13 protein-coding genes are annotated in these 14,133 nt (G+C 73.8%); 9 read left to right on the forward strand and 4 right to left on the reverse strand.

What is annotated here, in order from left to right; all coding sequences use genetic code 11:
* Positions 1 to 2: 2 nt before the first annotated feature.
* Positions 3 to 611 (reverse strand): DUF1684 domain-containing protein, encoded by a 609-nt coding sequence (locus ABC795_RS02275; protein WP_347059242.1) that lies wholly within the window; start codon positions 609 to 611, stop codon positions 3 to 5.
* A gap of 82 nt (positions 612 to 693) precedes the next feature.
* Between ABC795_RS02275 and ABC795_RS02280 the strand changes: the two genes are divergently transcribed.
* Complete coding sequence (locus ABC795_RS02280; RefSeq protein ID WP_347059243.1) at positions 694 to 2,133, forward strand: DUF6779 domain-containing protein; 1,440 nt, start codon at positions 694 to 696, stop codon at positions 2,131 to 2,133.
* Positions 2,134 to 2,137: 4 nt separating this feature from the next.
* Here the strand turns inward: ABC795_RS02280 and ABC795_RS02285 are convergent, their stop codons facing one another.
* Positions 2,138 to 2,890 (reverse strand): SDR family oxidoreductase, encoded by a 753-nt coding sequence (locus ABC795_RS02285; RefSeq protein ID WP_347059244.1) that lies wholly within the window; start codon positions 2,888 to 2,890, stop codon positions 2,138 to 2,140.
* A gap of 298 nt (positions 2,891 to 3,188) precedes the next feature.
* Here ABC795_RS02285 and ABC795_RS02290 point away from each other — a divergent pair, with 298 nt between their 5' ends.
* The 7 genes from ABC795_RS02290 (at position 3,189) to ABC795_RS02320 (ending at position 11,209) form a co-directional block, all read left to right on the forward strand.
* Positions 3,189 to 4,181: a DUF2520 domain-containing protein gene (locus ABC795_RS02290; RefSeq protein WP_347059246.1), complete on the forward strand. Its 993-nt coding sequence runs from the start codon at positions 3,189 to 3,191 to the stop codon at positions 4,179 to 4,181.
* Positions 4,178 to 5,062, forward strand: a complete 885-nt coding sequence (panC, locus tag ABC795_RS02295; RefSeq protein WP_347059247.1) for a pantoate--beta-alanine ligase — start codon at positions 4,178 to 4,180, stop codon at positions 5,060 to 5,062. Before ABC795_RS02290 ends, panC begins: the two co-directional genes overlap by 4 nt.
* Positions 5,059 to 5,484, forward strand: a complete 426-nt coding sequence (gene panD / locus ABC795_RS02300) for an aspartate 1-decarboxylase (protein WP_347059248.1) — start codon at positions 5,059 to 5,061, stop codon at positions 5,482 to 5,484. The genes panC and panD overlap by 4 nt, the downstream gene beginning before the upstream one ends.
* A gap of 10 nt (positions 5,485 to 5,494) precedes the next feature.
* A complete protein-coding gene (locus tag ABC795_RS02305) occupies positions 5,495 to 6,301 on the forward strand; it encodes a type III pantothenate kinase (protein WP_347059249.1) in 807 nt (268 codons plus the stop codon).
* Positions 6,302 to 6,312: 11 nt separating this feature from the next.
* The gene (gene lysX, locus ABC795_RS02310) at positions 6,313 to 7,833 is read left to right on the forward strand and encodes a bifunctional lysylphosphatidylglycerol synthetase/lysine--tRNA ligase LysX (RefSeq protein WP_347059251.1); all 1,521 of its coding nucleotides are present in this window, start codon (positions 6,313 to 6,315) and stop codon (positions 7,831 to 7,833) included.
* A gap of 146 nt (positions 7,834 to 7,979) precedes the next feature.
* Entirely contained in the window at positions 7,980 to 8,333 is a 354-nt protein-coding gene (locus ABC795_RS02315) for an Lsr2 family protein (RefSeq protein WP_347059252.1), read from the forward strand.
* Positions 8,334 to 8,671: 338 nt separating this feature from the next.
* Complete coding sequence (locus tag ABC795_RS02320; protein ID WP_347059253.1) at positions 8,672 to 11,209, forward strand: ATP-dependent Clp protease ATP-binding subunit; 2,538 nt, start codon at positions 8,672 to 8,674, stop codon at positions 11,207 to 11,209.
* A gap of 84 nt (positions 11,210 to 11,293) precedes the next feature.
* Here the strand turns inward: ABC795_RS02320 and ABC795_RS02325 are convergent, their stop codons facing one another.
* Positions 11,294 to 12,253, reverse strand: a complete 960-nt coding sequence (locus ABC795_RS02325; protein ID WP_347059254.1) for an A/G-specific adenine glycosylase — start codon at positions 12,251 to 12,253, stop codon at positions 11,294 to 11,296.
* Positions 12,254 to 12,330: 77 nt separating this feature from the next.
* On the opposite strand from ABC795_RS02325, the gene ABC795_RS02330 reads away from it, so the two are divergent.
* A complete protein-coding gene (locus ABC795_RS02330) occupies positions 12,331 to 13,002 on the forward strand; it encodes a MucR family transcriptional regulator (protein WP_347059255.1) in 672 nt (223 codons plus the stop codon).
* A gap of 18 nt (positions 13,003 to 13,020) precedes the next feature.
* Here ABC795_RS02330 and disA read toward each other — a convergent pair whose 3' ends face one another.
* The gene (disA, locus tag ABC795_RS02335; protein ID WP_347059256.1) at positions 13,021 to 14,106 is read right to left on the reverse strand and encodes a DNA integrity scanning diadenylate cyclase DisA; all 1,086 of its coding nucleotides are present in this window, start codon (positions 14,104 to 14,106) and stop codon (positions 13,021 to 13,023) included.
* Positions 14,107 to 14,133: the final 27 nt, after the last annotated feature.

Here is a 14,133-nt window from a genome sequence, read left to right on the forward strand (position 1 = left end):
CGTCACCGGTACCAGCCGCCGGGGGGCAGTTGCTCCCCGGCGGCAACGGGGGTGAGGACCCGGTTGCCCTCCGGGGCGAGGGGGCAGGACCACCGCGCGTCGTAGGCGCAGGACGGGTGGTAGGCGAAGTTGAGGTCGACGACCAGCCGGTCACCGGCCCCGCCCAGGTCGGCGCCCTTGACGGTGTCCAGCAGGTAGCGCCCGCCGCCGTAGGTGGTGCCGCCGGCGGTGCCGTCGCGCAGCGGCAGGAACACCCCGCCGCCGTAGAGCGCCACCCACCAGACGTCGAGCCGGCCCACGCCCGGCAGCGTCACCACCCCGATCCGGTCCAGCGGGACCACGCCGTCGGCGGCCGTGGGCACCTCCAGGCGCAGCGGTCCGGCCGGCTCCAGGGCCGGCTCGAACCGCAGCGCCGGATCGTACGGGGCCACCGGCAGGCCGGAGAACGCCGCCCGTGCGGCCGTGTCGAGCGGTGACTGGGGGTGGCCGGCGAACAGCTCGTCGCGGCCCGAGCGCCACTGCCGCCAGCCGGCCTCCGGATCGGCGGCGTCCCGGACGGCGGCGTGCAGCGCGGCCACGCGGCGGCGCCAGTCCAGCAGCGAGAGGTCCACCGGAGCACTGTCGCACTTCCGACCACGGTCGGCGCAGGAGCGGCTCCTCCCCGTGAGCGCCCCTCGTCGCTAGGCTGGCCTCATGCCCCGCCGTGAGGACGACGACGTCGCCCGCGGCCCTACCCTCCTGGGTGCCCGGACGCTGCTGCAGGCCGGTGGGTTCCTGCTCGCCGTCGGCGCCACGTCGGTGGTCTTCCTCACCGACGACGCCCAGCTGCTGCGGGTCGCCGTCGTCGCGGTGGCCTGGGCTTTCGTGCTCGCCACCTTCGCCGCGGGCCGCCGCGGCGCCGACCGGGTGCGCGCCGCGGCACGGGAGGCAGACCTGCGCCGCGCCTACGAGCTCGAGCTCGAGCGCGAGGTCGCCGCGCGCCGCGAGTACGAGCTCGAGCTGGAGAACCAGCTGCGCCGCGAGACCGAGGGCACGATGCGCGAGGAGTTCGACGCCCTACGCGGGGACCTCGCCGCGCTGACCGGCCTGCGCGACGAGGTGGCGCGGCTGTCGGCCCTGCGCGGGGACCTCGCCGCACTCGGCGGGCTGCGCGAGGAGGTGGCGCGGGTGGCCGCGCTCCGGGACGACGTCGCCACGCTGACCGGTCTCGCGGGCGAGCTGGGCCAACTGGCCGCGCTGCGCGAGGACATGGGCCGGCTGCGCGCGGAGCTGGCCGAGCAGCTGTCCAGCGAGATGCTGGTCGAGCGGATCGTCATGCGTACCCAGGCGAGCCGGCTGCCGGGCGAGGCGGCCGGCCTCGACGGGCCGGCCCGGACCCTCGACGGCGGGGCGACCTGGGCCGACGAGGCGCCACCCCGGGAGCTGACCGGTGGCTGGCCGGCGATCCGGCTGGACGAGCCGCGCCCCACCCGGCAGTTCGAGCAGGTGCGCACGAGCACGTGGTCAGCGGTGTCCCCGCCGGCTCCCACGCCCGTGCCCGTGACGCCCCCGCCGCCGGCCGCAGCTCCGCCGCCGGCCGCAGCTCCGCCGCCGGCCGCGGTGCGCCCGCCGGTGCCGGCGGCCCCCGCCCGCCGGGCACCCGCCGCGCCTCCGGCACCCGCCGCACCGGCCGCGCCGCCCGTCCCGGCGCGGGAGCCGGTGGCCTTCGGCCGGCACGACCGGGCCGCCGCGCACGACGGAGACCCGTACCCCGGCTTCCGCTGGTCGCAGCACTCGGCCGACGCCCACCTGCCGGTCACCGTCGCCTCCTCGGTGGTTCCGCCCTCTGCCGCGCAGCCTGCCGCCCCCCCGGCGACCCCGGCCGAGGACGCCCCGCGCCGCCGGCGGACGGACGGGTCCGTGGCCCCCCTGCCCGGCGAGGCGGCGCCCACGACCGCGCACCCGGCGGTGACGCCGCACTGGGCGGCGCCGCGACCGGAGACGGACGGGGTGCCGGGTCCGGGCACCTCCGACCGGCTCGCGCAGATCCTCGCGGAGAACGGCGTCAGCCCGTCGTCGGGCGGTCGCCGCCGGCGGCGCTACCGGGAGGACGGCGACTCCGACGACGTCCTGGCCCGGGTTCTCGGCCGCTGATGTCTCAGCGGGGGCCGCGCGAGAGCCCGCCGCCGTCGATCACGAGCGTCTGGCCGGTGACCCAGCCGGCGCCGTCGCCCAGCAGGTAGGCCGCGGCCTCGCCGATGTCCTCCGGCGTTCCCAGGCGGGCCATGGGGTAGGCCTGCGCGGCCTCCGCCTCGCGCCCCTCGAACAGGGCTCCGGCGAACCGGGTCTTCACGACCGCCGGTGCCACCGCGTTCACCCGCACCTTCGGCGCCAGCTCCACGGCGAGCTGCGTGGTCAGGTTGATCAGCGCCGCCTTGCTCACGCCGTAGGCGCCGATCTGCTGCGAGGACCGCAGCCCCGCCACGGAGGCGACGAAGAGCACCGATCCGCCGTGCTCGGACATCCAGGCCCGCCAGGCCTCCTGCACCAGGCCCAGCGAGGCCACGACGTTGGTGTCGAGGATCTTGCGGCAGGCATCGAGGTCCAGGTCCATGAGCGGTCCGTAGGCGGGGTTGATGCCGACGTTGCCGACGAGCACGTCCAGGCTGCCGAACGTCTCGACCGCGGTGCGCACGGCGGTCGCCCGGTGCTCCGGGTCGCCGGCGTTGCCGGCCACCGCCACGGCCACCTCCGGGCCGCCCAGCGTCTCGACCGCCTCGGCCAGCGCGTCGGGCTTGCGGGCGGTGAGCACCACCCGGGCCCCGCGGTCGACCAGGCTCCGGGCGATGCCCAGGCCGATGCCCCGGCTGCCGCCGGTGACCAGTGCGGTGCGTCCCTCGAACGTGTGCACGCTGCCTCCCTCGCCGATGTGCAGGCCGTCACGGTAGGGGGCGGGGCCGTTCGGCCGCCCGCCAGGGCCCGCCCGCCGGGGGCCACCGCGGGCGTGAGCCAGCACACAGCAACGAGGCGTTGCGGCGGGCGCACACTCGACACAGACTCGCCACCGGCAGGTCACCCGCGTGACACACACGGTTGCAGCGGACGCCGGCCGGCACGACCCGCACCACCCTGCACGACCGCGATCTTCGACCGCGGAGATCGCGCCCGACGTCCGGTACCCGCCAGGGACTGGAACGAGAGGTGCACCGATGCCTGCTGCCCGCAGGACCGCCCGTCCGACGCTGGGCCCCGCCCACGCGCCCCTCCGTCCGTCCGACGCGCCCGCACGCCTCCGCGTGGGCGTCATCGGCGCCGGCCGCGTCGGTGCCGTCCTCGGCGCCGCCCTCGCCGCCGCCGGCCACGAGGTCGTCGCCGCCTCCGGCCTCTCTGCCGCCTCCGCCGAGCGCGCCGCCCGGCTGCTGCCCGGTGTTCCGCTGCTGCCGGCCGACGCAGTGGTCTCCGCCGCCGACCTGGTGGTCCTCGCCGTACCGGACGACACTCTCCCCGGTCTCGTCGCGGGGCTCGCCGAGACCGGTGCGTGGCGCGCCGGTCAGCTCGCGTTCCACAGCTCGGGCGCCCACGGGCTCGCCGTCCTCGCCCCCGCGGAGCAGGCCGGGGTCCTTCCCCTGGCGCTGCACCCCGCGATGACCTTCACCGGCGCGCCCGAGGACGCCGACCGCCTCCCCCTCGCCCCCTTCGGCGTCACCAGCCGCCCGGAGCACCGCCCCGTGGCCGAGACGTTGGTCCTCGAGATGGGCGGCGAGCCGTTCTTCGTCGCCGAGGTCGACCGCGCGCTCTACCACGCGGCGCTGGTCACCGGCGCGAACCACCTGGTCACCCTGGTGGCCGAGGCAGCGGACCTGCTGCGCACCGCCGGTGTGAGCGAGCCGGCCCGGGTGCTGGCCCCCCTCCTCGGGGCCGCCCTCGACAACGGCCTGCGCCGGGGCGACCGCGGGCTCACCGGGCCGGTCAGCCGCGGGGACGCCGGCACCGTCGCCCACCACCTGGCCACCCTCGCCGAGCGCGCCCCGGACTCGGTGGCCGCCTACGTCGCCATGGCCCAGCGCACCGTGGAGCGGACGCTCGAGGCAGGCCGGCTCAAGGCGCACGAGGCCGCGCCGCTGCTGGACCTGCTGCGTCGGTCCACCCACCCCACCACCCCGCCGAGCGCGCGCTCCGACGACCCGGCCGGCTCGCGGTGAGCGCCGTCCGCGCCCAGCCGCCGACCCGCCCCACCACCCCCAGCCCAGCCGTCGCCGAGTCCGTCGCCGAGCTACGCCACCTGGTGGCCGGGCTGCCCGGCCCGGTCGCCCTGGTGCCGACCATGGGTGCGCTGCACGAGGGGCACCGCACCCTGGTCCGGAACGCCCGTGCGCGCGCCGGCGGCGTCGTCGTCTCCGTCTTCGTGAACCCGACCCAGTTCGGCCCCGGTGAGGACTTCGACCGCTACCCCCGCACCTGGGACGCCGACCTGGCCGCGCTCGCCGAGGAGGGCGCGGACGTGGTCTTCCACCCGCCGGTGGAGGAGGTCTACCCGCCCGGCGCGGTGGGCGTGACCGTCGACCCCGGCCCGCTCGGCGGCGTGCTGGAGGGTGCGGTGCGACCCGGTCACTTCGCCGGGGTGCTCACCGTCGTCGCCAAGCTGTTCGGCCTGGTCCGCCCCGACCTCGCCCTGTTCGGCGAGAAGGACTACCAGCAGCTCACGCTCATCCGGGCGATGGCCCGGGAACTGGCCCTGGGGGTGGAGGTCGTCGGCGTGCCCACCGTCCGCGAGGACGACGGCCTGGCGTTGTCCAGCCGGAACCGGTACCTGGACCCGGAGCAGCGCCGGACGGCCGTGGTGGTGAACCGGGCGTTGCGGGCCGGTGCCGCGGCCGGACGGCAGGGGGCCGACGCCGTCCTCGCCGCCGCGCGGGGCGTGCTCGCCGATGCGCCGCAGCTGGTCCAGGACTACCTCGAACTCACCGATACCGACCTGGGGCCGCCGCCCGCCACCGGCCCCGCCCGGCTGCTGGTCGCCGTCCGCGCCGGCAGCACCCGACTCCTCGACAACATCACGATCCAGCTGGGAGAGACCCGATGATGCGCACGATGCTCAAGTCCAAGATCCACCGCGCCACGGTCACCCAGGCCGACCTGCACTACGTGGGCTCGGTGACCGTCGACGAGGATCTCCTCGACGCCGCCGACCTGCTGCCCGGCGAGCAGGTCGCGATCGTCGACATCACCAACGGCGCCCGGTTGGAGACCTACGTCATCCCCGGTGAGCGGGGGACCGGCGTGCTCGGCATCAACGGTGCCGCCGCGCACCTCGTCCACCCCGGCGACATGGTGATCCTGATCAGCTACGGCGTCATGGACGAGACCGAGGCGAAGAGCTACATCCCGAAGGTCGTGCACGTCGACGGCGCCAACCGCGTCGTCGAGCTCGGCGGGGACCCGTCGGCCCCGGTGCCCGGGGCTCCCGACCAGCGGCGCAGCGACCTCGGCGTGCCCGTCCGGTGAGCGCACGGCCGTGCTGCTGACCGTCGACGTCGGCAACAGCCAGACCGTCCTCGCCACGTTCGACGGCGACCGGCGGGTCGGGTCCTGGCGGGTGACCACCGCGCCGCGGTCCACCGCCGACGAGCTGCGCATGCTCTGGCGGGGTCTGCTGCGCGACACCGAGGTGACCGGCGTCGCCGCCTGCTCGACCGTCCCGGCGCTGCTGCCGGCGCTGCGGCAACTGCTGGACTCCCTCGAGGTGCCGGTGGTGCTGATCGGCCCCGGCGTGCGCACCGGCGTCCCCCTGCACGTGGACAACCCGCGCGAGGTGGGCGCCGACCGCGTCGTCACGGCCCTGGCGGCCGCGGAGATGTTCGGGCGGTCGCCCGACGGCGGCCGCCGACCGGTCGTCGTCGTCGACTTCGGGACGTCCACCAACGTCGACGCCGTCGGCCCCGACGGGCAGTTCCTCGGCGGGGCCCTGGCCCCCGGCGTCGAGGTCAGCCGGGACGCGCTCGCCAACCGCGCCGCGCAACTGCGCTCGGTCGAGCTGACCCGCCCGCCCCAGGCGATCGGCAAGAACACCGTCGCCGCGCTCCAGTCGGGGCTCGTGCTCGGCTTCGCCGGCCTGGTCGATGGGCTGGTCGCCCGCATCGCGGCGGAGGTCGTGGCCCAGTTCGGCACCCCGCCGGTCGTGGTCGCCACCGGGGGGCTGGCCCCGCTGCTGGTCGACAGCTGCCGGTCGATCCGGGAGCGCGAACCCGACCTGACCGTCCACGGGCTGCGACTGGCCTTCCAGCGGCAGCAGGCCGCCGAGCGGCGGGCGGGCGCCCCGTAGGCTGGGCTCCCGTGACCGACGAAGGACCGAACGGGACGGGCGGCGACGACGGCGGCGAGGAGCTGCCGGAGCAGATGCGGGTCCGCCGGGCGAAGCTGGACCGGCTGCGCGACTCGGGCGTCGACCCGTACCCGGTGAGCGTCCCCCGGACGACGACGCTCGCCGACATCCGGGCCGCCCACCCGGACCTGGAGCCGGACACGCTGACCGGCGAGCGGGCCGGCGTCACCGGCCGCGTGATCTTCTACCGCAACACCGGCAAGCTCTGCTTCGCCACCTTGCGCGAGGGGGACGCCGAGCTGCAGGTGATGCTCTCCCGCGACCGCGTCGGCGAGGAGTCGCTGGCGGCCTGGAAGTCCGACGTGGACCTCGGCGACCACGTGTTCGTCACGGGCGAGGTCGGCACGTCCCGCCGGGGCGAGCTCTCGGTCTTCGCCGACTCCTGGCAGCTGACCGCCAAGGCGCTGCGCCCGCTGCCCGTGGCGCACAAGCCGATGAGCGAGGAGTTGCGGGTCCGCCGCCGCTACGTCGACCTGATCGTGCGCGACGAGGCCCGGCGCACGGTGCGCCAGCGCGCGACCGTGATGTCGACCCTGCGCGCCGGCCTGCGCTCCCGCGGCTACCTCGAGGTCGAGACGCCGATGCTGCAGACGGTGCACGGGGGAGCGGCCGCCCGGCCGTTCCGCACCCACATGAACGCCTTCGACCTCGACCTCTACCTGCGCATCGCACCGGAGCTGTTCCTCAAGCGCTGCATCGTCGGGGGCCTGGACCGGGTGTTCGAGATCAACCGGAACTTCCGGAACGAAGGCGCCGACAGCTCGCACTCCCCGGAGTTCGCGATGCTCGAGGCCTACCAGGCCTACGCTGACTACCAGGTGATGGCGACGGTCACCCGGGAGCTCATCCAGGAGTGCTCCGAGGCGCTCTTCGGCGACCACGTCGCCCGGCACCACGACGGCACCGAGGTCGACCTGTCGGGCGAGTGGCCGCAGATCCCGCTCTACACGGCGGTGTCCGAGGCGCTGGGGGAGGAGGTCTCCCCGGAGACGCCGATCGAGCGGCTGCGCGAGCTCGCCGAGCGGCACGACGTGGGCGTCGACCCCGCCTGGATCCACGGCAAGCTGGTCGAGGAGCTCTTCGAGGCGCTCGTCCAGCACACGCTGGAGGCGCCGACCTTCGTCATCGACTACCCGGTGGACACCTCGCCGCTCACCCGCGCGCACCGGTCGGCACCCGGCGTGGCCGAGAAGTGGGATCTGTACATCGGTGGCATCGAACGGGCCACCGCCTATTCGGAACTCGTGGATCCGGTCGTGCAGCGGGAACGGTTCACCGCGCAGGCGGCGCTCGCCGCGGCCGGTGATCCCGAGGCGATGGCGGTCGACGAGGACTTCCTCGAGGCGCTCGAGTACGGAATGCCGCCGACGGGTGGCATGGGCATGGGCATGGACCGCCTGATGATGACCCTGACCGGTCTCGGAATTCGTGAGACGATACTGTTCCCGTTGGTCCGCCCGATCAGTTCCTGATTAGGTCCGCAGCTCCGGCGTCATCCGTTAGGGCGGCGAGCGCTCCGCCATTACGGGAAAACAGTTCTCCGTGCTCTAATGGTCCTCGCACCCGCCGGGTGCTATTTCCGTCCGGCTCACCAGCCGCAGCGATTAGCGAGGAACGAATGGCACGCAAGGTCCAGGTCATCCTGAGCGACGACCTCGACGAGAATCTCCCGGCCGACGAGACCGTCAGTTTCTCGCTCGACGGCACCTCGTACGAGATCGATCTGGCGGAGAAGAACGCCCAGGAGATGCGTGACGTCTTCGCCCGGTACGTCTCTGCGGCCCGCAAGGTCGGCCGGGGCGCCGGTCGGGCCTCCGGCGGTGGCCGGACACGCGCCACCGGTGGCGGCGGGCGCATGGACCGCGAGCAGGCCGGCGCCATCCGCGACTGGGCCCGCAAGAACGGTCACGCCGTCAGCGACCGCGGCCGCATCCCCGCCAGCGTCGTCGAGGCCTACGAGGCCGCCCACTGACGCAGCTCCGCTGGGGAGCGGACCGCCTCACGGCGGGCTGATCCTCCTGCAGCACGAACCGCCGCGCTGCCCGCGGTGGGACGCGGAAGGCCCCGGGAAGCTTCGCTTGCCGGGGCCTTCCGCGTCGTCCGCTCACGGCGTAACGGGGGCGGAACACCACCCGGGTGGGGCCCGTTGCACCGGGCAGCCATCCACCGCACCGTCGCGTCACGACGGGGCGGCGTGGTCCGCGACTACAGTGGAAAGACCGGTGCCCCCGCGCGCCGACGGACGTCGGGTGCTCCTCCCCAGAACGGGGAGGGCAGTGCCGGACCAGCCGGTCAGAGGAGAAGCAGCAGATGTTCGAACGGTTCACCGACCGAGCCCGTCGAGTCGTCGTCCTGGCCCAGGAAGAGGCCCGGATGCTCAACCACAACTACATCGGCACCGAGCACATCCTCCTGGGCCTGATCCACGAGGGTGAAGGCGTCGCCGCCAAGGCCCTGGAGTCCCTCGGCATCTCGCTCGAGGGCGTCCGCCAGCAGGTCGAGGAGATCATCGGACAGGGCCAGCAGGCGCCGTCCGGTCACATCCCCTTCACCCCGCGGGCGAAGAAGGTGCTGGAGCTGTCGCTGCGCGAGGCGCTGCAGCTCGGCCACAACTACATCGGCACCGAGCACATCCTGCTGGGCCTGATCCGCGAGGGCGAGGGCGTCGCCGCCCAGGTCCTGGTGAAGCTCGGCGCCGACCTCAACCGCGTGCGCCAGCAGGTCATCCAGCTGCTGAGCGGCTACCAGGGCAAGGAGCCGGCCGCCGCCGGCGGGCCCGCCGAGGGCACCCCGTCGACCTCGCTGGTCCTCGACCAGTTCGGCCGGAACCTGACGCAGGCCGCGCGCGACCAGAAGCTCGACCCGGTCATCGGGCGGGCCAAGGAGATCGAGCGGGTCATGCAGGTGCTGTCCCGCCGCACGAAGAACAACCCGGTCCTCATCGGCGAGCCCGGCGTCGGCAAGACCGCCGCCGTCGAGGGGCTGGCGCAGGCCATCGTCAAGGGCGAGGTGCCCGAGACGCTGAAGGACAAGCAGCTCTACACCCTCGACCTGGGCGCGCTCGTCGCCGGTTCCCGCTACCGCGGTGACTTCGAGGAGCGGCTGAAGAAGGTCCTCAAGGAGATCCGCACCCGCGGCGACATCATCCTGTTCATCGACGAGATCCACACCCTCGTCGGGGCCGGTGCCGCCGAGGGTGCGATCGACGCCGCCAGCATCCTCAAGCCGATGCTCGCCCGGGGTGAGCTGCAGACCATCGGTGCCACCACGCTGGACGAGTACCGCAAGCACCTGGAGAAGGACGCCGCCCTCGAGCGCCGCTTCCAGCCCATCCAGGTCAGCGAGCCGACCCTCGCCCACACCGTGGAGATCCTGAAGGGGCTGCGCGACCGGTACGAGGCGCACCACCGGATCAGCATCACCGACAGCGCCCTCGTGGCCGCTGCGACGCTGGCCGACCGGTACATCTCCGACCGCTTCCTGCCGGACAAGGCGATCGACCTGATCGACGAGGCCGGCGCCCGGATGCGGATCAAGCGGATGACCGCCCCGCCGGACCTGCGCGAGTTCGACGACAAGATCGCGGCTGTGCGCCGCGAGAAGGAGTCGGCGATCGACGCCCAGGACTTCGAGAAGGCCGCGTCGCTGCGCGACACCGAGAAGCAGCTACTGGGCGAGAAGGCCGAGCGCGAGAAGCAGTGGAAGGCCGGCGACATGGACGTCGTCGCCGAGGTCGACGACGAGCAGATCGCCGAGGTGCTGGCCAACTGGACCGGCATCCCCGTCTTCAAGCTCACCGAGGAGGAGACCACGCGTCTGCTCCGCATGGAGGACGAGCTCCACAAGCGGATCATCGGCCAGGAAGAGGCCATCAAGAGCGTCAGCCAGGCGATCCGGCGCACGCGTGCGGGCCTCAAGGACCCGCGCCGTCCGGGTGGTTCGTTCATCTTCGCCGGCCCCTCGGGTGTCGGTAAGACGGAGCTGGCGAAGGCTCTGGCGCAGTTCCTGTTCGGTGAGGACGACGCGCTCATCCAGATCGACATGGGTGAGTTCCACGACAAGTTCACCGTGTCCCGCCTCGTCGGTGCCCCTCCCGGTTACGTCGGTTACGACGAGGGTGGTCAGCTGACCGAGAAGGTGCGGCGCAAGCCGTTCTCGGTGGTCCTCTTCGACGAGATCGAGAAGGCGCACGCGGACGTGTTCAACACGCTGCTGCAGGTGCTCGAGGACGGCCGGCTCACCGATGGTCAGGGTCGGATCGTGGACTTCAAGAACACGATCCTGATTCTCACGACCAACCTCGGTACGCGGGACATCTCGAAGGCCGTCGGTCTCGGCTTCCAGGCCGGGAACGACAACCAGAGCAACTACGAGCGGATGAAGCTCAAGGTCAACGAGGAGCTCAAGCAGCATTTCCGGCCGGAGTTCCTCAACCGCATCGACGACATCGTCGTGTTCCACCAGCTGACCGAGGACGAGATCGTCCACATCGTGGACCTCATGCTGGGCCGGCTGGAGACGCAGCTGAAGAACAAGGACATGGCGATCGAGGTCACCCCGGCGGCGAAGAAGCTGCTGGCGGCCCGCGGGTTCGACCCCGTCCTGGGTGCCCGGCCGCTGCGCCGGACCATCCAGCGCGAGATCGAGGACGCGCTGAGCGAGAAGATCCTCTACGGCGAGCTGGCCAGCGGCCAGATCATCGTGGTCGACGTCGACGACGCCGAGGGTCCCGCGCAGAAGTTCACCTTCCGCGGGGAGCCGAAGCCGCTCGACCTGCCCGACACCCCGCCGGTGGCCCTCTCGGGCGCCGACGGTGACGAGAACGGTTCCTCGGCCCAGGCCGAGTGACCCGGTAGCACCGACGACAGGGGCCGCTCCCACCGCGAGGTGGGGGCGGCCCTGTCGTCTGTCGTCCTCCGGCCCCTGTGACGATCAGGTCACCCGGGCTGAGGAGGTGTTGCATCCACCCCCTGAGCCCGGATCACCATGATCACCATGGTCGCCGGGGAGGCGGAAGAGGCCGTCCTCGGTCTGCTCGGCCAGCCCGTCGGTGAGCAGGGAGTCCAGGCAGCGGCTGCGCTGCGCCGGGTCGTCCCACGCCGGCTCCAGGGCGGCGGCGTCCACGGGCTCGGAGGCGGCGCGCAGGACGTCCAACAGCCGTCCGCGCACCTGCCGGTCGGTACCGGCGAACTTCTGCACCCGCCGGGCCGGCCCGTCGTGCGCCGGCGAGCCGGCCAGCCGCCAGGCGCACCGGTCGCGCACCGGGCACGCGCCGCACCTCGGCGTGCCGGTGACGCACACGAGCGCCCCCAGTTCCATCACGGCCACGGAGAAGCGCACGGCGCGGGCGTCGTCCTCCGGTGCCAGGGCGGCGATGTCGGAGAGATCGCCGGCCCGGGGGTTCCCCGCCTCCACGCGACCGTGCACCAGCCGCGAGACCACGCGGCGGACGTTGGTGTCGACCACCGGCTGCCGCTGGCCGTAGCCGAAGCAGGCGACCGCCCGGGCGGTGTACGTCCCGACGCCCGGGAGCGCCTCCAGCGCCGCCACGTCGGCCGGGACGACGCCGCCGTGCCGCTCGGTCACGGCGATCGCCGCCTCGCGCAGCCGCAGGGCGCGGCGGGGGTAGCCGAGCTTGCCCCACGCCCGGATCACCTCGGCCGGCGGTGCGGCAGCCAGATCAGCGGGGGTGGGCCACCGCTGCAGCCAGGCGCGCCACACGGGCTCCACGCGCGCCACAGGGGTCTGCTGGAGCATCACCTCGCTGACCAGCACGGCCCACGGGTCGACACCCGCGGCCCGCCAGGGAAGGTCGCGTGCGGCGGTCGCGTACCAGTCGACGATCGTCTCGCCGGCGGGCTCGGAGCCGGAGGTGGGGGACGGACCGGTCACGGTCACCCAGTCTGCCGTGCCGACGGCGCGGCGTGCCGAGCGGACCGGGCCCCACCGGGCGCACTACCGTTCCCGGCGTGTTGCACCCGGTCGGCCCGCTGCCCGCCGCCGTCTACTGGCGGCGCCGGCTGGTCGTGCTGGCCGTGCTGCTGACGGTCCTCGCCGGCCTGGTGTGGCTGACCGTCCGCTTCCTGTCGGGCGAGGAAGTGACCGCTCGGACGGAGGTCTCGGCGACCGAGCCGGCGGAGCTGCCGGCACTCGAGCGGGTCGTGCCCCCGGTGGAGCAGGTCCAGCCGCCCTCGACCGAGCCGGTGACCGCGCCGCCGGTGACCCCCGAGGCGCCGGCCGGACCCGCTCCGGGTGGGCCCTGCACCGACGACATGCTCGGGTTGGAGGTGCGCACCCCTGGGCAGGCGGCGGTGGGCAGCAAGCCCACGTTCGAGCTCGTCGTGGTCAACACCTCGTCGGTGCCCTGCGTGCGGCCGCTGGACAAGCAGCTGCAGGAGCTGGTGATGGTCGACGCCGCGGGCGCCCGGGTCTGGGGCAGCAACGACTGCTTCCCGGAGAGCAGCAGCGATCCGCGCACCCTGGCGCCGGGGGAGTCGGTGGTCTTCCCGGTGGTCTGGGGTGGGCTGACCAGCGAGCCCGGCTGCGCAGCCGAACGGGTGACTCCGCCGCCGGGCGCCTACGTGCTGCGTGGCCGTCTCGACACCAAGGTCTCCGGCGACGCCCCGCTCGTGCTCCGGTGAGGGAGACGTGGTCCTCGCTCAGCTGTAGCGGTCGAGGATCGAGGTCTCGGCCAGCCGCGACAGGCCCTCGCGGATGCCGCGGGCCCGGGCCTCACCGACACCCTCCACGGCCAGCAGGTCCTCGATGGTGGCCGCGAGCAGCTTCTGCAGACCGCCGAAGTGGTCCACGAGCCGGTCGATGATGCCCGCGGGCAGCCGGGGCACCCGGGCCAGCAGGCGGTAGCCGCGCGGGCTGACGGGGGAGTCCAGCGCATCCGGCGACGTGGGGAGCCCGTAGCAGCGGGCGACGGCCGAGAGGTCGAGGAGCTCGGTCGCCGTCAGGGCGCGCAGGTCGGTGAGCACCTGGTCGATGGTGCGGGGACGGCGGCCGCTGGGCGGGAGGTAGTCGCGCACCAGGAGACCGCGGTCCTCCTCGACGCCGGCCAGCATCTCGTCGAGCTGCAGGGCGAGCAGTCGCCCGTCGGTGCCGAGCTCGACGACGAAGCCCTCGATCTCGTCGGCGATGCGCCGCACCATCTCCAGCCGCTGGCTGACGCTCATCGCGTCGCGCACGGTGACGAGGTCCTCGATCTCCAGTGCGGAGAGGGTGCTGGCGACCTCGTCGAGGCGCAGCTTGTAGCGCTCCAGCGCCGCGAGCGCCTGGTTGGCGCGGGCCAGGATGGTGGTCGGGTGCTCGAGGGTGTACCGCCGGCCGGTGACGTACACGCTGATGATGTGCATCGACTGGCTCACCGAGATCACCGGGAAGCCGGTCTGCACGGCGACCCTCTCGGCGGTGCGGTGCCGGGTGCCCGACTCCTCCGTCGGGACCGTCGGGTCGGGCATGAGGTGCACGCCGGCCCGGACGATGCGGCTGCCGTCGTAGGAGACGATCACCGCGCCGTCCATCTTCGCCAGCTCGCGGAGCCGGGTCGCGGAGAGCGCCACGTCCAGCGCGAACCCACCGGTGCACAGCGACTCGACCACGCGGTCGTAGCCGAGCACGATCAGCGCGCCGGTGCGTCCGGCGAGGATGCGCTCGAGGCCGTCGCGCAGCGCCGTGCCAGGGGCGATGCGGCCGAGGAGCTCGCGCAGAGCGACCTCGGGGTCCACAGCGGCGGGCACGAGCGCTCCTGACGGTCGAGTGGTACG

This window comes from Blastococcus sp. HT6-30, from assembly GCF_039729015.1.
GTDB lineage: Bacteria > Actinomycetota > Actinomycetes > Mycobacteriales > Geodermatophilaceae > Blastococcus.